This is a genomic window from Elusimicrobiota bacterium (genome assembly GCA_040757695.1).
Taxonomy (GTDB): Bacteria; Elusimicrobiota; UBA8919; order UBA8919; family UBA8919; genus JBFLWK01.
Genome location: JBFLWK010000003.1, coordinates 21,141 through 40,202, shown reverse-complemented (window position 1 = coordinate 40,202; position 19,062 = coordinate 21,141). Strand labels below are relative to the sequence as shown.

The window sequence follows — 19,062 nt, the reverse complement described above, 5'->3', positions numbered from 1 at the left end:
TTAACTTTGTTCCGCTTGTTTTATCAGTTCTTTAGCATGTTTAATTGATGTTTCCGACACTTTTTTATCGCTTCCACCGCCGAGCATTCTTGAGATTTCAGCAATTTTGTCGTATGCTGATAGTTTTGAGACCGTCGTTATTGTTTTACCAAAAGATGCAATTTTTGAGATATGGAAATGGGTTGACGAAAATGCAGCCAGTTGTGGCAGATGCGTGATACATAGAACCTGATGGTTTTCTGAAAGTGATTTCAATTTGCTACCTACTACCTGACCCATCGGTCCTGACAGCCCTGCATCAATTTCGTCAAAAACAAGTGTAGGTATATCGTCTGCTTTTGCAAGTACCGTTTTTATCGCAAGCATTATTCTGGACATTTCACCGCCTGAGGCTACCAGTTTCAGCGGTTTTATATCCTCGCCTACATTGGTTGCGATTTTGTATTCAACCCTGTCAATACCGGTGGAACTGTAAAAATCTTTCTGTTGCTCAACCGAGATTACAAATTTGGATTTACCCATTCCAAGTTCGGATAGTTCTTGTTCAATCTCTTTTGCCAGTTTTTTAGAAACGGTCAGGCGCTTTTCAGATAAATCAATTGATAATTTTCTGAGTTTCGTTTCTGTAGATTTTAATTCCTTTTCAAGTTTTGCAATATTCTCGTCCGCCTTCTCAAAAAAATTAATTTGCTGTCGGATATTTTCAGCATATTCTAAAATCTCTTTTACTGTTGGCGCATATTTTCGTTTCAGTTTTTTGATAAGTTCAATCTGTACAATAATTCCTTCCAGCCGTTTCGGATTGAATGAAATACTGTCTTTATACCGACGGAATGTATCTGCAAGTATTTTTATATCTTCAATTATCTTGTTTGCCAGATTGATGTTCTCTTGGATTGTTGTATCAATTACAGAAATGTTTTCTATCTGTTTTTTAGCAATACCTGTTTTTTCAATTACCGAGCCATCTGTTTCGTATAAAAGCGAATAAATTTCCTGGGCATAATTAAACAGTTTTTCAGCATTGTTCAGCCGATTGTATTCATTTTCAAGTTCGGTTTCGTCTATCCCTATCAATTTCGCATCCTCAATTTCCTTAAGTTGATATTTGTAAAGGTCAAGTTTCTGCAAACGTTCTTTTTCAGAATCGGTTAAATCGGCTAATTGTTTTTTTATAGAGTTAAATTTTTCAAATTGTTCACAAACACCGGATTTTTGTACTTCAAGATTCCCGTAACTATCCAGAATATCACGCTGATTCTCAATTTTTAAAAGAGATTGGTGTTCATGCTGCCCGTGAATATCTACAAGATAGTTGCCAGTTGTCTGGAGCATTCCTACAGTAGACGGTGTGCCATTGATATAACATTTTGTTTTACCGTCTGTAGTTATTTCTCGTTTAATAACTAAAAGTTCTTCAGCAGTAATCCCTGTATCAGATAACAATTTTTTTATACTTGCTAGATTTTCAATATTAAAACTTGCGATAATTTCACAACTCTGTGCATTCCTGCGGATGACTGACGAAAGTGGAGAACCTGCCCGTTCGCCAAGTACCAGCCCTAACGCATCAACGATTATTGACTTTCCTGCACCTGTCTCACCGGTTAAGATATTGACGGCTTCTCCGAAATCAATAGTTATATCGTCAATAATTGCGTAATTTTTTATTAAAAGTGTTTGTAACATAATTTTACCGATTACCCCAGTTCAGTTTTTTCCACAAAATGTTGAAATAATCGTTTTGCTTAACAATAATAAGTTTTGTACTAACTTCTGATTTCTGTATTTTTACAATATCACCAATTGCTAAAGAAGTTTCAACCTGCCCATCTACCGACAGAATTACATCGTTATGATTAGAGTTTATTTGCACGGCAATAGTATAATCATCAGGCACAATCACTGTTCTTTGTGATAGTGTGTGTGGTGCAATAGGAGTAATAGTAATGCTTTTTGTTGCCGGATGAACTATCGGTCCACCCGCTGCGAGTGAATAAGCAGTTGAGCCAGTTGGAGTAGAAATAATGATACCATCGGCAATAACATCCGTAACCTTCCTGTTGTTTATACTGAGACCTATATTTATAACCCGTGCTGTCTTGCCGTTTTTTATCACAGCATCATTCAACGCAATAAAACTGGTTCTTGTTTTTTTATTACGAGATATTTCAACTTTTAGCATAGTTCGCGCTTCTATGGTATAATTGGCTGATATAATTTTTTTCAGTGTTGAGAAAATATTTTTTATATCCGTCTCTGCAAGAAAACCAAGTTTGCCAAGATTAACTCCAAACAGCGGTATATTTTGGGATGCAAGTTCTCTGGCAGATTTCAGCATCATACCATCACCACCGAGCACAATTGCCAGTTTTTCATTGGTTCGTTTTTGTATAATTTTTTTGTTTTTCAGCCACATTGCAATTTTTTTAGAAACTTCCACTGCTTTTTTCTTTTCCTTGTTTGCAACAACTAAAATATTTTTCATAATCGCTACACTCCTTTATTCAAAATCCAGAATTATCAGTTCCATCGGGATGTCTTTCACAGTTTCGTTGATTTCCCAACTCTTGCCATCAGTCTTGATAACTATCGTGCCACTGCCGGATGTTGTAAAAAGCCGACACCATCTTAACTGCTCAAGAACCTTTTGTGCTGGCGTATCTGTAGATATTATAGCAAATTCTGGCGCAATTTTTAATAGGAAATCGTTGGATAACAATTTTTTTCCATGTGAGGGAACAAACAGGAAATTAGCAGCAATATTTTTCTCAAGCAAACTGTTCTGTATCTTTTTTGTAATATCGCCACAGAATAAAATTGAAAAATCGTTATAAGAAAGGTGCATTACAATTGAATTATCGTCGGTATTTTGCAAAATTTTTTCTGGATTAAGAATATCTATGATAGTTCTTTCATCTTTTCCAATTTTGATTTTTTGGTTAACGGTAATTTTTTTGACAGGTATTTTTTTGGCTCTCAATATTTTCATCAGGTCTATATACTCGGCTTCATCAGAAACCTCTAATGTTGTGATAAACTGGTTGATACTAAAGTTTTTGCAGACAGCCAGCAAGCCCTGATAGTGGTTCAGATGTGGGTGAGTCAGAATTACCGTGTTAATTCTTGTAATTCCTTTATTCCATAAAAAAGGCGAGATAATCCGTTCACCAATATCATAATTTGTCTGCCATTTACCGCCGCCGTCAACAAGCATATTTGTGCCGTCGGGAAACTCGCAGAAAACCGCATCACCTAACCCAACATCTATAAATGTTATAGTAAGCAGTTCCCTGTTTTTAGAGATGTGATTCATAACTGGTAAAAAGAGCAAGATTACCGATGCTAAAATTATAATTCGTTTCCATAAATAGTTTTTTATTTTCGGAATACCTGCAACAATGATATAGAAAAGTATAATGAAATAAACAGATGGTGTTGAGGTTCTGATTGTTGAATATGGAACATTTGCGAATACATCCACTAAAAATACTATTAGTGATACAAACCCGCTGGTAATTTTTGCAACTACAGGTAGTAACATTGTTCCAACCAAACTTGTAAAGTATAATGCAAAACCTGCTGCAAGTAAAACACCGATTAAAGGTAAAATTATAAGATTAGAAATAATTGCGATGATAGAAACCTTATTGAAGTAGTATGCCATTAACGGTGCAATAGCGATTTGTGCAGAAAGCGATGCCAGAAAAACACTTAAGAACCAGTTTATAAATTTAGGCAACATATGTGTTTTTAATGCTGATTGAAATTTCGGGAAAAAATAAATAATTCCAAGTGTTGCTGAAAATGACATCTGAAAGCCCGCCTCAAATAATGTGAGCGGATTATAAATTAGAATAATCAGTGCGGCAAGAAATATTCCCTGATAAACATCTGCATTTCTTGAAAATAACAATGCCAAAATGACAAGCAGCGTCATTATTGTGGCTCGCACAACAGGTGGATTGGCACCTGTAACCATCGCATAAAGCAGGATAATTGGAATCAGAAATGCGAATGCGATTTTCTTTTTGAATCGTAAAACATATCTAAACAACCAGAAAAAAATTACAGCAACAAACGCAACATTTGAACCGCTTACAACCAGAACATGCATTACACCTGCATCAACAAATATCTGCTGAATATATGGAGTAAGTCCCATCCGTTCACCGATAGTTATGCCTGAAAGTACCGCTGCAAGTTTGGGTGCGAGATTATTATTGTAGCACGCTAATATCTGGTTTCTTATGTTTAATGATACCTGCCATATATACGAAGGTTTTCTGCTGATAATTTTTATATCTTCGGCGGTAGTGATATATAGGATTGCATAAATTTTTTTTCGGAATAGATATTTTTTATAATCAAAAGTACCAGGAACTGTTGGTGAACGCGGTCTTGCAAGGTTCCCGCTGATTTCTATGATATCGCCATACGAAACAGTAGTTTCAGTATCATAGCAATTGACCAGAATCCTGCCTTTTGTTGGTGTGTTATTTATTTGGCTTGTTCTTAAGATGAACGAAGTTTTATTGTTAACTTTTTCTGGTGTTGAAATAATTCTACCGATAATTTTTGCGGTTTCGCCAGTTGCCTGTCGGGCAATATCGTTTTTAGGTATTTTATCAAACACACCGAGTGTTTCAAGCAACGCAATAACAATAATATACAGCACGGTTATCGCAACTAAAGGTCGTCTCATAAAATATATTCTATAAAAAAATCTTTACTTTATCAAATAATTTTTGTATAATTTAATCAACGGTTTTAATCAGTAGTTACAGGACTTTGTTTTACTACGAATGATTTCCGACAGTCCCGATAAATTGGGATGGGAATGACAAATCGGTGGTTAATTCGTTAGGAGAAAAGATTTGCCCGGGTGGCGGAACTGGTAGACGCACAGGACTTAAAATCCTGAGTCCGCTTGCGGATGTGAGGGTTCAAGTCCCTCCCCGGGCAATAATTTAATGGAGGAACAAATGTCAGGACATTCCAAATGGGCTGGTATTAAACACAAGAAAGCACTCATTGATGCTAAGAAAGGGAAAGTTTTTACAAAAATTATCAGAGAACTTACTATTTCTGCCCGAGCAGGTGGTGGTAATCCTGAAAATAATGCGCGGCTCAGAAAAGCGATTGAAGATGCAAAAGCAGCGAATATGCCGACGGAAAATATAAAAAAAGCAATCCAGCGCGGTACCGGCGAACTGCCAGGCGTTAGTTATGAAGAACTTGTATATGAGGGTTATGGTTCCGGTGGTGTCGCAGTTATGGTTGAGGTGACAACCGACAACAAGAACAGAACGCATTCTGAGATAAAAAAGATATTTTCTGCACACGGTGGCAATCTCGGTGAAACAGGCTGTGTTGGCTGGATGTTTCAGCCGAAGGGATATATAGCGATTGCGAAATCAAAAAGTAAAGAGGATGAAATCATGACGATTGCGATTGACAGCGGTGCTGAAGATGTGATGACAGATGACGAAGATATTTACGAAATAATAACACTACCATCAGATTTTAGCAAAATCAAAACGATACTTGAAGACAAAAAAATTCCAATTGAAACAGCAGAAAATACAATGCTACCTTCAACATATATTAAACTTGAAGGCGATGATGCCAGAAAAATGCTTCAACTGATGGATGAACTTGAAGAGCATGACGATGTTAAGAATGTATATTCGAATTTTGATATACTAAACGCAGATGTTCGCAGATAGAAAACGCTGATTACCGCTGATAATCTGCGTGTAAGCGAAGCAAAATAAAATGATTATACTCGGTATTGATCCCGGCCTCGCATCCTGCGGCTGGGCAGTGATAGAAGAAATAAGAGATAAGAGATTAGAGATTAGAGATTGTGGGGTGATAAAAACACCTGCTAATATTTCGCTTGGCGAACGATTGTATCTGAGCAGCAACGAACTTGAAAAGATAATAAAAAAAAACGAGCCTGAAATAGCAGCAATTGAAGAAATATTTTTTGCAAAGAATGTAAAAACTGCGATTACTATCGGACATGCACGGGGTGTCGCAATGTTAACCTGCGTAAAAATGGGGCTTAAAATTTATGAGTTCACACCGCTTCAAATAAAACAGGCGCTCACCGGCTACGGTCAGGCGGACAAAAATCAAGTCGGCTATATGGTAAAAAGTATTCTTAAACTAAAACAATTACCGAAAGACGATAATACCGTAGATGCAATTGCAATTGGCATTTGCTTTGCCCATTCTCGTAACAAGTTATGATAGCACAACTGACTGGCACACTCGTCTCAAAAAAGAAAAATAAAATTATAGTTGATGTATCTGGTGTTGGTTATGAATTAACCATTTCGTTATCCACATTTTCTGAATTGCCACAGGAAACATCAAAGGTAAAAATTTTTACATACCAATATGTTAGAGAAAACGCAATGGAGCTTTTTGGTTTTTCGTCAGAATTTGAGAAAGAACTATTTCTGCTTTTGATAAGTGTTTCTGGCATCGGTCCCAAAACAGCAATGGATGTTCTATCGGATACTTCTTTATCCGGCTTCAAGAATGCAATCATTTCTGCGGACCTAAAAACAATCTCAAGCATTCGCGGTATCGGTAAAAAAACAGCAGAAAAACTGATTTTTGAGTTAAAAGACAAAATCAGAGAATTCCATATCCCCACAGCAAAAATTTCTACTTCACAGACAGTAATAGATGATGCAATAGAAGCATTGAAATCGCTCGGGTTCACATACATACAGTCAAAAGAAGCAGTTGAAGATGCTGCAGGTCGTCTTAAAAAAGATGCCTCTATATCCGAGATTGTTAAGGAATCACTTAAAGATTTACAAAAATGAATATAATATAGCCCCACTGGAAACACAAAAAAGACAAAAAATGTCATTCCTGCGAAAGCAGGAATCTATTCAGTGACTTCAGTGTATTCTGTGGCATATAAAAATGAAAAAAATTGGTATAGTTCTTGGTATCTTGTTTTTAATTTTAGTAATACCAGCTACAACTCGGGCTGATAATTATACACTTGCTAAAGAATGGGGAAGTTATGGCGGTGCTGATGGTCAGTTTGATTCACCTTCTGGGATTGCTATTGATTCTTTTAATAATATCTATGTTGTGGAAAGATATAACCATCGTATTCAGAAATTTGATTCTAACGGGAACTTTATACTTAAATTTGGAAGTTATGGCAATAGTGATGGACAATTAAAGTATCCATCAGGTATTGCTATCGATTCATCAGGTAATGTTTATGTAGCAGATAGTGGTAATTATCGTATCCAAAAATTTGATTCTAATGGGAATTTTATTTTCCAATTTGGAAGTTATGGTTGGGGTGGTAATGGTCTGTTTAATCAAATAAGTTCAATTGCAGTTGATTCTTCGGGTAGTATTTATGTAATAGATGCGGAATATACATATCAATATCGTATCAAAAAGTTTGATTCAAATGGAAACTTCATTCTTAAATGGGGCAGTAATGGAAGCGGAGACGGACAGTTTTCCTATCCTAAAGGTATTGTCTGCGATTCTTCAAACAATGTTTATATTGCTGATTCTGGGAATAAGAGGATTCAAAAATTTGACTCAAACGGAAATTTTATACTCAAATGGGGCAGTTATGGAAATGGCGATGGGCAGTTTAACTATCCAAGCGGCATTGCAGTTGATTCTTCCGGTAATGTTTATGTAGCAGATAGTGGTAATTATCGTATCCAGAAATTTGATTCTACTGGGAATTTCATCTCCCAATTTGATTGTTTATACTCCCTATCTGGAATTGCTATGGATTCGTTCAATAATATCTATGTGGTTAGTTCTAATAAAGTAGTAAAGTTCATTCCAATTTCTAAAGTACAGAGTTTGAAAAAAGAAAAGTTTTTTGTTGGAAAAAATCTTTTTTATCCAAATAAAAGTGAAAAAGCACAGATTTATTATCATCTGAATAATGGGAGCAATGTTTTGATAAGGGTTTATGATATTGCAGGAGACCTTGTAAAAGAAATTCTTGATGGATATTGTGACGCAGGTGACTATGTTGAATACTGGGATGGAAGTGGTGCAAAATCCGGATTGTACATTATTTCTATAAAAACTGATGAATACACAAAACGAGCAAAAGTCGGTGTGGTTAAATAGATCCCAGAAGTCATTCTGAGGTGAAACCGAAGAATCTTAAAAAGCGAGATGTTTCGCTGACGCTCAACATGACACAATGGGGTCATTCTGACCCCGATGAATATCGGGAAAAGAATCTCAATATGAAAATTTTTTTAACATTTGTACTGGTTATCTTTATTTTTTCAAATTCTGTATTTGCTAAAGGCGAATTCCTGAAAATTGTTCCTGGTGCCTTGGAAGTTAGTATGGGTGAAACGGGCACATCAATATATGGAAATCTTTCTGCTTCTGCACTGAATCCTGCCTCACTTGCGTTTCTCAGACGAGATGAACTAACAACAACATATCTTTCACATTTCACAGGAATAAATTATGGCTATTTAGCAGGTAGCAAAAGATTGAGTAAAAGAAGCACTATCGCACCATCAATAATTTATCTCGGGACAAGTGAAGATATAAGGGATACAATCGGCACAAAAACGGGTGACGCGTTTTCTTATTATGGTGCTGTATATTCTGTAGCATATTCTATAAGAATTGGTAGAATTGTCGGCATAGGGATAACACCCAAATTTGCCCAAGAAAAACTTGAAAATTATTCAAACAGTTTTTGTTTATTAGATTTTGGCGGGTTCGTTCGTTTAGGAAATTTTAGTTTAGGGATAAGCGAGACCAATTTAGGTTTAGATGACAGTGGTGATTGGACAGGAAAATTATTGAGATATGTTGTATCAGGCAGTTATCAAAAGGGAAAACTTACCTGTAGTATTGATTCAGGTCCAAGAGCAGAAAAGTTTTTTAGTTCATTCGGCTTAAGATATAAGATAAGTTCACAGTTTAATTTGTCTGCTGGTGCAAACTTTACAGATGAGAATATTTTTCTTAAACTGAAGTCGGTAAAATACAGTGGTGGGTTGGGTTTTGAGCATAAAGATTATCGGATGGACTATGCAATTGTTCCTTACAGAGATTTAGGTTTAACACATCGGATTGCTGTTTCTTATCATTTTGGTAAATACAGAATTCCCGAAGAAAAACATATTACAGCAGAAGCAGAGCCAATAACTTTAGAGAAAGGAACACATATAGCAGTGATTGATTTTGAGGCAAAAGAGCCAATATCTCAGTCAGAGGCATTGTTTGTTGCTGACCTTTTTCGCGGTGCATTGGTTGAGTCACGATATTTTAAAGTTGTAGAACGACGAAATATGGAAACGATACTTGCAGAACAGGGCTTCCAGCAGACAGGATGTACTACAACGGAATGTGCTGTGCAAATAGGCAAAATTCTTAATGTCCAGAAAATGGTTGTAGGCTCATTTGGTAAACTTGGTGAGTTCTATATTCTGCCAATAAGGATTGTAGATGTAGAAACAGGGCAGATAGTTTATTCTGCCAAAGTTTCTTGTAAAAATTTAACTCCCGATGAAATTGAAAATATGGTAAAAGAATTGGTTAGTAAAATGGTTACAAGATGAAAATGGCTGTTCAGCATTTTTCTACGCAACTTCAGTTGCTGTTTTTTGGGATTTTAGTCCGTTACTAACCGACGCTAAAACATCGTAGAATTAGAAATTCTTATATGGAAAAACGAATAATTACACCTGTAACAACAGATGAAGAAGACAAAATTGACTACACGCTTAGACCTCAGACGCTGGATGAATTTGTTGGTCAGGAAAGACTTAAAGAGAACCTGAAAATTTTTATAGCCGCTGCAAAAAAAAGAAAAGAACCACTTGACCACTGCCTTTTTTATTCACCACCCGGTTTGGGTAAAACCACACTTGCACATATAATCGCACGAGAGTTAGGTGTGAATCTGAAATCAACATCAGGTCCGGTTATAGAAAAAGTGGGCGACCTGGCAGCAATACTTACCAACCTTTCTTACAATGATGTTTTTTTTATTGACGAGATTCATCGGTTAAACAGGATAGTTGAAGAATCGCTGTATCCTGTTCTGGAAGATTTCAAACTTGATATTGTTATCGGACAGGGTCCTTCTGCAAAAACAATCAAACTTGATATTCCGAAATTTACTCTTATAGGCGCCACTACCCGTGCCGGACTTCTTACATCCCCGTTAAGAGAACGGTTCGGTATTACAGCGCATATAGATTTTTATACGGTTGATAACTTAAAAGACATTTTAATACGGTCAGGCAAAATTTTGAATATTACTGCTGACAAAAACGGGCTTGAACTTATTGCGAAACGGAGTCGCGGAACTCCCCGAATAGCCAACCGTTTGTTAAGGCGGCTGCGTGATTTTGCAGATATAAAAACAGGCGGGCTGATTACCCGCGAACTTGCTGAAGATGCGCTAAAATCACTCGGGATTGATTCTGAAGGGCTTGATGAAATAGACAGGAAAATTCTTTTAACAATTATTGATAAGTTTTCAGGCGGACCTGTTGGGATTGAAACAATCGCAGTTGCAGTTTCAGAAGAGATAGATACTATCACAGATGTCTATGAGCCATATCTTATACAGGCTGGTTTTTTAGCAAGAACCTCGCGGGGTAGAATCGTCACTGAATCCGCATACAGACATCTGGGTCTACCAACCAAACGTCAGCAGGAACTCCTGTAAAAAAACGCAGATGACCGCAGATGACACTACGTGTCATTCCCAAATGGTTCTATTGGGAATCTATTAAAGACATAGATTTCCGACAGTGGCATTCGGGAATGACAAATCAGCGGTAATCAGCGATTATATGATTAAATACGAGCCTGTTCAGGTAAAAAGTATATTGAACCGTCTTGACGACAAATCTAATGGGTTAGATGGTTTCGCCTGTATTTATACATTGAATCCTTACCGGGGTTGCGAACATGCCTGTCAGTACTGTTATGTTCTATCAGAAAAATATGTTCCATATAGCAAGAAAGAAGAGTTTTTTTATAGAATCCAATTAAAATCAAACGCACCATTTTTACTTCAAGAATCGTTACAAAAAACCCAGAATGGTTCACTTATGATGCTTGGGAGTGCCTGTGACCCTTATCAGCCGATAGAAGAAAAATACAAAAATACAAGAAATCTGCTTGAAATAATTTACCGATATGAAATCCCGCTGCATATTATGACGAAATCCGAGTTGATTTTACGAGATACTGACCTTTTAGAAAAAATATCATCTACAAGTTTTCTAGCAATAAGTTTTTCTATTGCAGTTAATGATGATTTAGCAACGATACTTGAAACTCGTGCTACAAAACCGTCAAAACGATTCGCAGCGATAACTAGTCTAACTACGAAAGGTATCCGATGTGGTGTCGCGATTTCGCCGATTTTGCCGTTTATTACCAGCGAGAAAATTATCAGCGAAATAATTGCAAAAGCAAAACGGTCAGGTGCTAAATATATCTTTTCAGACGATTTACGGCTCCGGGATACAAATAAAGAACGCTTTTTTTTATTCATCCAAAAGTTTTATCCAAAACTTTTAAGTAGATACAGGATAATATATTCTAAACGGGTTTCGCCACCTGCAATTTTTTCCAAAAAAAGCGCACAGTTGATAGAAAAAATATCAATATGCTCAGGGTTGGATACAACATTTATCGGTAATTTTCAGCCTACTAAAAAACAGTTGGAATTACTTTAATGAAGATAATTTATTCAGAAAAATGTGCTGAATACAATGCTCCATATCATCCGGAATCGCCTGCAAGGGTTTTAGGCACAAAAAAATTCTTGGATACCAAAGGATTTGAGTTTGTTATCCCGAAACCTGCAACTGAAACCGATATTATGGCTGTGCATACAAAAAAACTTTTAGAGATGGTCAGAAAAGAAGATTTTATTGATGCGGATACACCTGCATTACCAGGAATATTTAATTATGCATTATTATCTGCTGGTGCGGCAATTGAAGCCGCAAACTTTTCAAAATCTGGCGAGTTTGCATTCTCTATGATGCGGCCGCCGGGTCATCACGCAGGCAAAAATTTTTTAGGCGGTTTCTGTTATTTTAATAATATCGCCATTGCCACTAAATACCTAATCGCCCAATCGCCCAACCCCCGACTTAAGTCGGGGGCTACAATCGCCATCTTAGATATTGACTGCCATCACGGTAATGGCACACAGGATATTTTTTTAGGTGATGCAAATGTCGTGTATATTTCACTTCATCAAGTGCCGCTTTATCCCGGTACAGGACTTAAATCAGAAAAAAATTGTCTGAACTTTCCACTGTCGCCTGGAACCGATGAGACGCGATATCTTGAGATACTTGATATTGCGCTGACAGAAATCAAAAAAGTTGAACCTGATATTATCGGTATTTCGGTTGGTTTTGATACTTACGAAAACGACCCATTAACACAGCTGAACTTAAAAAAAGAATCATACACCAAAATTGCCCAAAAAATCGCAGGGCTACACTTAAAAACATTCGCAGTATTAGAAGGTGGCTACAGTCCTGAGATGCCCGAATGTGTATTTAACTTTTTGGCAGGTTTTGAAACATTATGAAACCAATTTTGCTTCATACCTGTTGCGGTGCCTGTGGTTTTATAGCAACTAAATTTTTAGAGGCTAAATTTAACATAAACTATTTTTGGTTCAATCCGAATATAGATACAATACAAGAGCACGAAAAACGGCTTGATGTTGCCCGAAAGAATTTTTCTGTTATAGTTGATGAATACAATAGTAGCGAGGGGAGGGAGTGGCTTGATAATTTCCAAGAATTTGCCTATCAACAAGAAAAACGATGTAAAGAATGTTATCGGTTCCGTCTGACAAGAACGGTTAATAAAGCCAAAGAACTGAAAATAGATTGGTTTTCAACAACACTATTGGTGAGCCCTTATCAGAAACACGAGATTCTAAAAAAAGTTGCTGGAGAACTTGCAGACATAAATGGGCTTAAATTTTATTATTTTGATGGTAGAACAGATTTCTATAAAAATTTAACCGAGTTTAAAAAATTAGGTTTTTATACGCAGAAATACTGTGGTTGTAAATTCAGCAAGAATGAAAAATAAAAATTTTTTTTTATATTCACTCGCCGCTGTAATAACTATTAGTTTACTTTTTTTGGTTTTCTATCCCTACCTCCCCTTCCCCCCCACCCTTAAAAAAGAGAAAAAACCTGTTGAAATAATTGACTTTTCCTACGAACGATTTATACCAGCCAGCCCGACTGTTTTATTCCGTTTTGAAAACTTGAATTCTGTATGGACAGATTTCAAAACAGCCAAGATTCATAATCATCTGACTGAATTTCTGCAATGGTTATGGAATGAGATGCCGTCAGAATCGTTTGGATTTTCAACAGATATAAGAGATATTCAGGAAAACATCGGGTTTGAATTAAGCGAAGAAAACCTGCTTGCGTTTTTAGGTAAAAGAATTATGGTTGGTATGTGGCTTGAAAATCCAGAGGACAGAAAAATTTTAGTAATCTCTAATTTAGCCAATCGTTCTTTTCTATCCGAAACAATGAAAAAATTACTAGCACAAAAAATCGGTATTGATGAATACCGAAACATAACGATAGATATATTTGCTGAAAATAAATACTGGTCTATTGTTGATGATAAACTGGTTATCTCAAATGATATAGGCACAATAAGAAATGTGATTGATTTAATAACAGGTGTTTCAAAAGATTCATTTGCAGACGACTCAGAGTTAAAAAATTATCTAACAGGCGGTAAAATAGGTTCTGCGAATTATATCTATATTAATCCGCAGAAATTAAGTATAGTAAACCCTGCCACCCATAGTGGCGGGCTAAAAATAAAAAATGAAATTGAAGCCATTACAGTTTCGTTAAAATTCCAAAAAGGCATTTTGATAAAATCGGATATTTTCTTTACAACACCGTTTCTTAAAAATACAAAAACATCTAAAAGAATCAAATCGCTTCGGTTTATACCTGAAAATGTATTTTTATATATCGGCGGGCATTTTGTGAACATTCCTGCAATTTCTGAAACAGGTCTCAGCCAGGAAGTTGGCTGTGTAATCTTCCCGTTTAATAAACACTCATTAGCAGTAATGTTGTTTTGTGAGGTAAAAAATAGAAAACAGGTTTTAAACAGATTTGAAGAATTGGTAAAACCGACAGATAACAATTTCAGTATTTCGCTACCGTTTTTAGGTTCTGTAGGATTTAACTATTTCTTCTACAAAAAATACTTTATTGTTTGCCATCCGCCTACACCGGCTTGTTCAGATAGTATAATAAACTTCATCCAGCACAGAAAAAACCGCTTAAAAGATACAGCAAAGTTTAAAGAATTAAATCTTTCTACTAAAAGCACCGGGATTATCTATACAAATTTTGCAGGACTGGTTTCACTATTTTCTAAAAAGGATTATCTAAAATTCGTAAAACCAACCGGCGGCTACATTCTGTTGGATAAACAAACTATTCACGCAAGTTATTATATTCCATTGACAGATCTGGCAGATTCAGATTGGACAACAATTTTTTGGCAACTCCGAAACACTATTTCTAAAATGATTATTGCTGAAAAAGAAAAAATTACCCGCAAAAACCTGCTGTATCTTCGTCAGATATTGAGTATCTACAACTCTAAAACAAACAGATTCCCGAAAAAACTTGATTCGCTTATAGATGAGTATTTGAATGAAATACCACAAGAGTTACTAACGAAATCAAACAGTGTGAGCACTGTATTAAATGGTGCTGGCGGCTGGTTCTATAATCGCAGTCAGAAAAAGGTAATGTTAAACATTTTTGGAACTGATTCATCAGGAAATTTGTATTCAAAATGGTAAAAGGCAAGTTGAAGGCAAGTTAAAGGGAAAATGGAAAAGGGAAAAATTTCTGGATATTATTTTTAATTTATACCTTTAATTTTAACCTTTTATTTATACCTTTTGCCTGTCTTCAGAGGGTAGAGGGTACATTGGCTTATTTTGGAAAATTATTGATAGTTTTTGGACTGATTGTTATTGGTATTGGTTTGATACTTGTTTTCGGCGTCAAAATTCCGTATTTAGGTAAACTCCCGGGTGATATCTATATTAAGAAAGAAAATTTCACCTTCTATTTCCCAATGGCTACCTGTATTATTTTAAGTATTGTGATTTCATTTGTTTTATGGCTGATTTCCAAAAGATAACCTTTCAGTTTTTGCTATTCGCTATTCTCTATTCTCTATTTGCTGCCTTTACCGGCTGTGCAGTCCCTCGGAAAAAACCACCAGAAGTTGCTAAACCTATTCCTGCAGTAATCATACCGCCACCTGCACCACCCGCTCCCCCCCCACCACCATCTAAACCTACAGAAGAAATAAAAATCAAAATCGGACTGCTTGAAAATGTATCTCATCTTACAATCGGCTCCGAGAACAAACTTGTAATTACTGATATAAAAACAGATGACAGATTTGAAATGCCAGGTGGCTCAATAAAAATTGTAAATGGCAAACTTGTTTTTGGCAAAAAGCAGTTTTTACATAGTATAAAAATCAGCACGCTAAAAAATAAAGATAAAATTAGTGTTAATGGTAAAAAATATAAAGGTGATATAATAATAAAAATTATTAACAAAAAAAAAATTAGAGTTATAAACGAACTCGGACTTGAAGAATATCTCTGTGGTGTGCTGCCAAAAGAGGTTGCGCCGGATTGGCATGAAGAAGCATTAAAAGCACAGGCGGTTGTCGCACGAACTTTTGCATTAAAAAATTTTAATAGACATATATCATCTGGCTTCAATCTGTGTAATCAGACACATTGTCAGGTTTATACCAGTAGCGATGCCGAAGACGAACGAAGTAACAAAGCGGTATATGAGACACAAGGCGAGGTGCTTGTCTATGACGATAAACTCATAAGTTCATTTTACCATTCAAGTTGTGGTGGCAGAACAGAAGATATAAAAAATGTATGGAATACACCGAGCTTGGAGAATCCGGAATATCTCAGTAGTGTAAAATGCGGATTTTGTACAAAGGATAAATGGTACAACTGGTCTGCTGCGTGTTCGCTAAAAAAAATTACCGTTTGCCTCAAGAATTCCGGTTATAAAATTGGCACAGTAAAAAAAATCAAAACTATAGGCCACACTTCGTCAAACAGAGTAAAAGAGATTTTAGTTGAACATTCCAAAGGCAAACTATGGCTTTTATCAAACAGGTTTAGAACAGCGATAGGCGCTAACATTATTCGTAGCACAAATTTTATAGTAAAAACCAAAAATAATATCGTATATTTCAACGGGCACGGTTGGGGTCACGGTGTTGGTATGTGTCAATGGGGCGCCAAAGGAATGGCAGAAGATGGTTGGGATTATAAAGATATCCTGCAACATTTTTATAAAGGTGTCAAAATAAAAAAATTTGAAAACCTAAAATGAAAGTTTCAGATTTTGATTATGTCCTGCCAAAAGAGTTTATTAGCCAGTACCCGGCTGAAATGCGGGACGAGTCAAAACTGTTAGTGCTTCACAGAGATACTGGGAAGATTGAGCATAAAAGTTTCAAAGATATAGTTAATTATTTTTCTGCTGGCGATGTTTTAATCGTCAACAAGACAAAAGTAATACCTGCCCGGCTTTTTGGCAAAAAAGTAACTGGCGGAAAAATAGAAATTCTGATACTTGGATATGGTGACAACAAAATCGTTCCCGCAATAGTCAGTCCACTAAAAAATCTTAAACCAACCACCAGAATATTTTTTGATAAAGATTTTTGTGAAGTCGTTGGAATAGAGGATGGTATTGTAAAACTAAAATTTTCCGAAAATATAAATTTGATTCTTGAAAAACACGGGCGAATTCCGCTTCCGCCATACATAAAAAGGGATTTGGTTCAATCAGATATTGAACGGTATCAGACAGTTTTTGCTGCTGTCAGCGGTTCCATTGCAGCGCCGACAGCAGGGCTCCATTTTACCAAAGAGATTCTGGAGTTGCTTGAGCATAAAAATGTAAAAGTTGCAGAAGTGCTTTTGCATATTTCCTTGGCTACTTTTTCAAAAGTAAAATCTGAAAATATAACACAACATAAAATGGGTGAAGAGTATTTTGAAATAGAAAAGTTGTCAGCGGACATAATTAACCTGGCAAAAAGAAAAATAGCAGTTGGGACATCGTCGGTAAGGGTTTTAGAAACCGTATCAGATGGTAAAAATGTTCTGGCAAATAGAGGGACAACGAATCTTTTTATATATCCTGGCTACAAGTTCAAAAACACTGATGCTGTAATTACAAATTTTCATTTACCGAAAACAACACTTTTAATGCTTGTATGCGCATTCGCTGGACGAGATTTAATTTTTAACGCATATGAAGAAGCCAAACAAAAAAATTATAGATTCGCTTCCTACGGTGACGCAATGTTGATTTTGTAAAAAAAATAAGTAAAATGTAAGCAGATGCTTACATTTGAATTTTGCTCGTCGGTAAATTTTAGTTTTTCAATTAGTACAAATGTACTAATTGAAATTTAGGGTTTGGAATTGGGGAGATTTTTTATGCGTGCTGTGATTGATAGGATTGAAGATGGAAAGATTGTTGTTCTGACAATTATCGGCGGTGGTGAGATGTTAATACCAGCTAAGCAGTTTAAAAAATTCAAAATTCACGAAGGGATGTGGCTGGATATAGAATTCAAGCCAAACAGGGAAGCCGAGGATAAAGCCAGACAGAAAGTTATAAAACTTCAGCAGGAATTATTGAAAAAATGAGAGATGCTAAATTAAAATTTCTTGTAATACTTTTTACAGGACTGCTTGTCGTTAATTTATATTCTCAGCAAGAAACCAAACCCAAAAACCTGGAGGTCTATTTTCTGGATGTCGGGCAGGGTGATGGTGCATTCCTGAAAACGCCTAATGGCAAAAATATACTGATTGATGCAGGGCAGTGTGCACTTGAAGATGACGAATTTGATGCCGGCAAAGAAATCGTTATACCGTTTTTAGTCAAGCAAGGTATTACAAAAATTGACTGTATTGTTGCCTCTCATGCACACGCTGACCATATTGGCGGTTTAATCAGTATTATGAAAAAATATCCTGTTGGTGAAGTGCTTGATACCGGCTTCCCGTATCCATCGCCTGTTTATACAAGGTTTCTTCAGGTAATAAAATTGAAAAAAATAAAATATAAAATTGTAACTCGTGGTGAGATACTTCACTGGGATGCTGACCTATCAGTAGAGGTTTTATCGCCAAATACAAATCAATTATTTGACGACCCGAACAATAATTCAATTGTGCTAAAAATTACATATAAGAATGTTTCGTTTTTATTCACAGGCGATATGGAAACATCTGCGGAAGAGAGTGTGCTATCTAACTACAAAAAAAGCGAACTGTCAGCAGTGATACTGAAAGTAGCGCATCACGGTTCACGGTCATCTTCAACCGAAGATTTTCTGTCTGCGGTATCGCCTGAAGTCGCTGTAATGTCCGTCGGTAGATATAACAGATTCCGACTGCCACATCCAACGATTGTAAAGCGATATAATGATTTTGACATTGAACTTCACAGAACCGATAAAGAAGGCACGATTATTGTAACAACCGATGGTGAAACTTACTCACTAAACGCAGTAGGATTTAGTAATCGCTGATTGCCGCTGATATTTATCTGCGGATTTGTCATTCCCGAATGCCCCTGTCGGGAATCTACGCTTTTAATGGATTCCCAATAGAACCATTTGGGAATGACATGGCATGTTATCTGTGATTCTATCAGCGATCATCTGCATTCTTAAAAAAAGTACTTGACAAAATTTAATTTTATGTTATACTATTTTATAGACAAGCCGTATAAATCCGGGAATAGGCTCGGATGTTTCTACAGGCCGACCGAATAATCGGTCTTGCTACGGAAGGGATTTAATACAAAAAAATTCTTTCCGTATTTTTTAGGAAAAAACGGAAGCGATTATGGGTGAGATACGCGTCAAGCTGTTTTTTGAGAACTATGA

18 protein-coding genes, 1 tRNA gene and 1 riboswitch are annotated in these 19,062 nt (G+C 36.2%); of the genes, 16 read left to right on the top strand and 3 right to left on the bottom strand.

The window, feature by feature from the left end; all coding sequences use genetic code 11:
- The 3 genes from recN to AB1349_00840 are packed head-to-tail and all read right to left on the bottom strand — an operon-like array spanning nt 1 to nt 4,705.
- Nucleotides 1–1,689, bottom strand: a complete 1,689-nt coding sequence (gene recN / locus AB1349_00850; GenBank protein ID MEW6555885.1) for a DNA repair protein RecN — start codon at nt 1,687–1,689, stop codon at nt 1–3.
- Nucleotides 1,690–1,693: 4 nt separating this feature from the next.
- Complete coding sequence (locus tag AB1349_00845) at nt 1,694–2,488, bottom strand: NAD(+)/NADH kinase (protein MEW6555884.1); 795 nt, start codon at nt 2,486–2,488, stop codon at nt 1,694–1,696.
- A 15-nt stretch (nt 2,489–2,503) separates the two neighbouring features.
- Nucleotides 2,504–4,705 (bottom strand): DNA internalization-related competence protein ComEC/Rec2, encoded by a 2,202-nt coding sequence (locus AB1349_00840; GenBank protein ID MEW6555883.1) that lies wholly within the window; start codon nt 4,703–4,705, stop codon nt 2,504–2,506.
- A gap of 174 nt (nt 4,706–4,879) precedes the next feature.
- Between AB1349_00840 and AB1349_00835 the strand changes: the two genes are divergently transcribed.
- The 16 genes from AB1349_00835 to AB1349_00760 all read left to right on the top strand — a co-directional run bounded on the left by AB1349_00835 (nt 4,880) and on the right by AB1349_00760 (nt 18,702).
- Nucleotides 4,880–4,965, top strand: a tRNA-Leu gene (locus AB1349_00835).
- A 20-nt stretch (nt 4,966–4,985) separates the two neighbouring features.
- The gene (locus tag AB1349_00830; protein MEW6555882.1) at nt 4,986–5,729 is read left to right on the top strand and encodes a YebC/PmpR family DNA-binding transcriptional regulator; all 744 of its coding nucleotides are present in this window, start codon (nt 4,986–4,988) and stop codon (nt 5,727–5,729) included.
- Between the two features lie 49 nt (nt 5,730–5,778).
- Nucleotides 5,779–6,258 carry a crossover junction endodeoxyribonuclease RuvC gene (ruvC, locus tag AB1349_00825; GenBank protein ID MEW6555881.1) on the top strand — a complete coding sequence of 160 codons (480 nt, stop codon included), beginning with the start codon at nt 5,779–5,781 and terminating at the stop codon, nt 6,256–6,258.
- The gene (ruvA, locus tag AB1349_00820) at nt 6,255–6,845 is read left to right on the top strand and encodes a Holliday junction branch migration protein RuvA (GenBank protein MEW6555880.1); all 591 of its coding nucleotides are present in this window, start codon (nt 6,255–6,257) and stop codon (nt 6,843–6,845) included. Before ruvC ends, ruvA begins: the two co-directional genes overlap by 4 nt.
- 103 nt (nt 6,846–6,948) lie before the next feature.
- On the top strand, nt 6,949–8,145 hold the full coding sequence (locus AB1349_00815; GenBank protein ID MEW6555879.1) for a 6-bladed beta-propeller: 1,197 nt from the start codon (nt 6,949–6,951) through the stop codon (nt 8,143–8,145).
- A gap of 20 nt (nt 8,146–8,165) precedes the next feature.
- Nucleotides 8,166–9,605 (top strand): CsgG/HfaB family protein, encoded by a 1,440-nt coding sequence (locus tag AB1349_00810; protein ID MEW6555878.1) that lies wholly within the window; start codon nt 8,166–8,168, stop codon nt 9,603–9,605.
- A gap of 104 nt (nt 9,606–9,709) precedes the next feature.
- Nucleotides 9,710–10,723, top strand: a complete 1,014-nt coding sequence (gene ruvB / locus AB1349_00805) for a Holliday junction branch migration DNA helicase RuvB (GenBank protein MEW6555877.1) — start codon at nt 9,710–9,712, stop codon at nt 10,721–10,723.
- A 127-nt stretch (nt 10,724–10,850) separates the two neighbouring features.
- Nucleotides 10,851–11,744 (top strand): hypothetical protein, encoded by an 894-nt coding sequence (locus tag AB1349_00800; GenBank protein ID MEW6555876.1) that lies wholly within the window; start codon nt 10,851–10,853, stop codon nt 11,742–11,744.
- Entirely contained in the window at nt 11,744–12,616 is an 873-nt protein-coding gene (locus AB1349_00795; GenBank protein ID MEW6555875.1) for a histone deacetylase family protein, read from the top strand. The genes AB1349_00800 and AB1349_00795 overlap by 1 nt, the downstream gene beginning before the upstream one ends.
- A complete protein-coding gene (locus tag AB1349_00790; GenBank protein ID MEW6555874.1) occupies nt 12,613–13,131 on the top strand; it encodes an epoxyqueuosine reductase QueH in 519 nt (172 codons plus the stop codon). Before AB1349_00795 ends, AB1349_00790 begins: the two co-directional genes overlap by 4 nt.
- Nucleotides 13,121–14,896 carry a DUF3352 domain-containing protein gene (locus AB1349_00785; GenBank protein ID MEW6555873.1) on the top strand — a complete coding sequence of 592 codons (1,776 nt, stop codon included), beginning with the start codon at nt 13,121–13,123 and terminating at the stop codon, nt 14,894–14,896. Before AB1349_00790 ends, AB1349_00785 begins: the two co-directional genes overlap by 11 nt.
- Nucleotides 14,897–15,027: 131 nt before the next feature.
- A complete protein-coding gene (locus AB1349_00780) occupies nt 15,028–15,243 on the top strand; it encodes a DUF2905 domain-containing protein (protein MEW6555872.1) in 216 nt (71 codons plus the stop codon).
- Nucleotides 15,222–16,481: a SpoIID/LytB domain-containing protein gene (locus tag AB1349_00775; GenBank protein MEW6555871.1), complete on the top strand. Its 1,260-nt coding sequence runs from the start codon at nt 15,222–15,224 to the stop codon at nt 16,479–16,481. Before AB1349_00780 ends, AB1349_00775 begins: the two co-directional genes overlap by 22 nt.
- The gene (queA, locus tag AB1349_00770; protein MEW6555870.1) at nt 16,478–17,476 is read left to right on the top strand and encodes a tRNA preQ1(34) S-adenosylmethionine ribosyltransferase-isomerase QueA; all 999 of its coding nucleotides are present in this window, start codon (nt 16,478–16,480) and stop codon (nt 17,474–17,476) included. Before AB1349_00775 ends, queA begins: the two co-directional genes overlap by 4 nt.
- Nucleotides 17,477–17,599: 123 nt before the next feature.
- A complete protein-coding gene (locus AB1349_00765; GenBank protein ID MEW6555869.1) occupies nt 17,600–17,812 on the top strand; it encodes a DUF3006 family protein in 213 nt (70 codons plus the stop codon).
- The gene (locus AB1349_00760; protein ID MEW6555868.1) at nt 17,809–18,702 is read left to right on the top strand and encodes a DNA internalization-related competence protein ComEC/Rec2; all 894 of its coding nucleotides are present in this window, start codon (nt 17,809–17,811) and stop codon (nt 18,700–18,702) included. Before AB1349_00765 ends, AB1349_00760 begins: the two co-directional genes overlap by 4 nt.
- 175 nt (nt 18,703–18,877) lie before the next feature.
- A riboswitch (purine riboswitch) is annotated at nt 18,878–18,980 on the top strand.
- The last annotated feature ends 82 nt before the right edge of the window (nt 18,981–19,062 follow it).

Coding starts and splice junctions, on each gene's coding strand:
- AB1349_00840 (MEW6555883.1), bottom strand. CDS start 4,705: ATGAGACGACCTTTAGTTGCGATAACCGTGCTGTATATTATTGTTATT.
- ruvB (MEW6555877.1), top strand. CDS start 9,710: ATGGAAAAACGAATAATTACACCTGTAACAACAGATGAAGAAGACAAA.
- AB1349_00775 (MEW6555871.1), top strand. CDS start 15,222: ATGGCTGATTTCCAAAAGATAACCTTTCAGTTTTTGCTATTCGCTATT.
- AB1349_00800 (MEW6555876.1), top strand. CDS start 10,851: ATGATTAAATACGAGCCTGTTCAGGTAAAAAGTATATTGAACCGTCTT.
- AB1349_00795 (MEW6555875.1), top strand. CDS start 11,744: ATGAAGATAATTTATTCAGAAAAATGTGCTGAATACAATGCTCCATAT.
- AB1349_00785 (MEW6555873.1), top strand. CDS start 13,121: ATGAAAAATAAAAATTTTTTTTTATATTCACTCGCCGCTGTAATAACT.
- AB1349_00830 (MEW6555882.1), top strand. CDS start 4,986: ATGTCAGGACATTCCAAATGGGCTGGTATTAAACACAAGAAAGCACTC.
- AB1349_00765 (MEW6555869.1), top strand. CDS start 17,600: ATGCGTGCTGTGATTGATAGGATTGAAGATGGAAAGATTGTTGTTCTG.
- recN (MEW6555885.1), bottom strand. CDS start 1,689: ATGTTACAAACACTTTTAATAAAAAATTACGCAATTATTGACGATATA.
- queA (MEW6555870.1), top strand. CDS start 16,478: ATGAAAGTTTCAGATTTTGATTATGTCCTGCCAAAAGAGTTTATTAGC.
- AB1349_00845 (MEW6555884.1), bottom strand. CDS start 2,488: ATGAAAAATATTTTAGTTGTTGCAAACAAGGAAAAGAAAAAAGCAGTG.
- AB1349_00815 (MEW6555879.1), top strand. CDS start 6,949: ATGAAAAAAATTGGTATAGTTCTTGGTATCTTGTTTTTAATTTTAGTA.
- ruvC (MEW6555881.1), top strand. CDS start 5,779: ATGATTATACTCGGTATTGATCCCGGCCTCGCATCCTGCGGCTGGGCA.
- AB1349_00760 (MEW6555868.1), top strand. CDS start 17,809: ATGAGAGATGCTAAATTAAAATTTCTTGTAATACTTTTTACAGGACTG.
- AB1349_00790 (MEW6555874.1), top strand. CDS start 12,613: ATGAAACCAATTTTGCTTCATACCTGTTGCGGTGCCTGTGGTTTTATA.
- ruvA (MEW6555880.1), top strand. CDS start 6,255: ATGATAGCACAACTGACTGGCACACTCGTCTCAAAAAAGAAAAATAAA.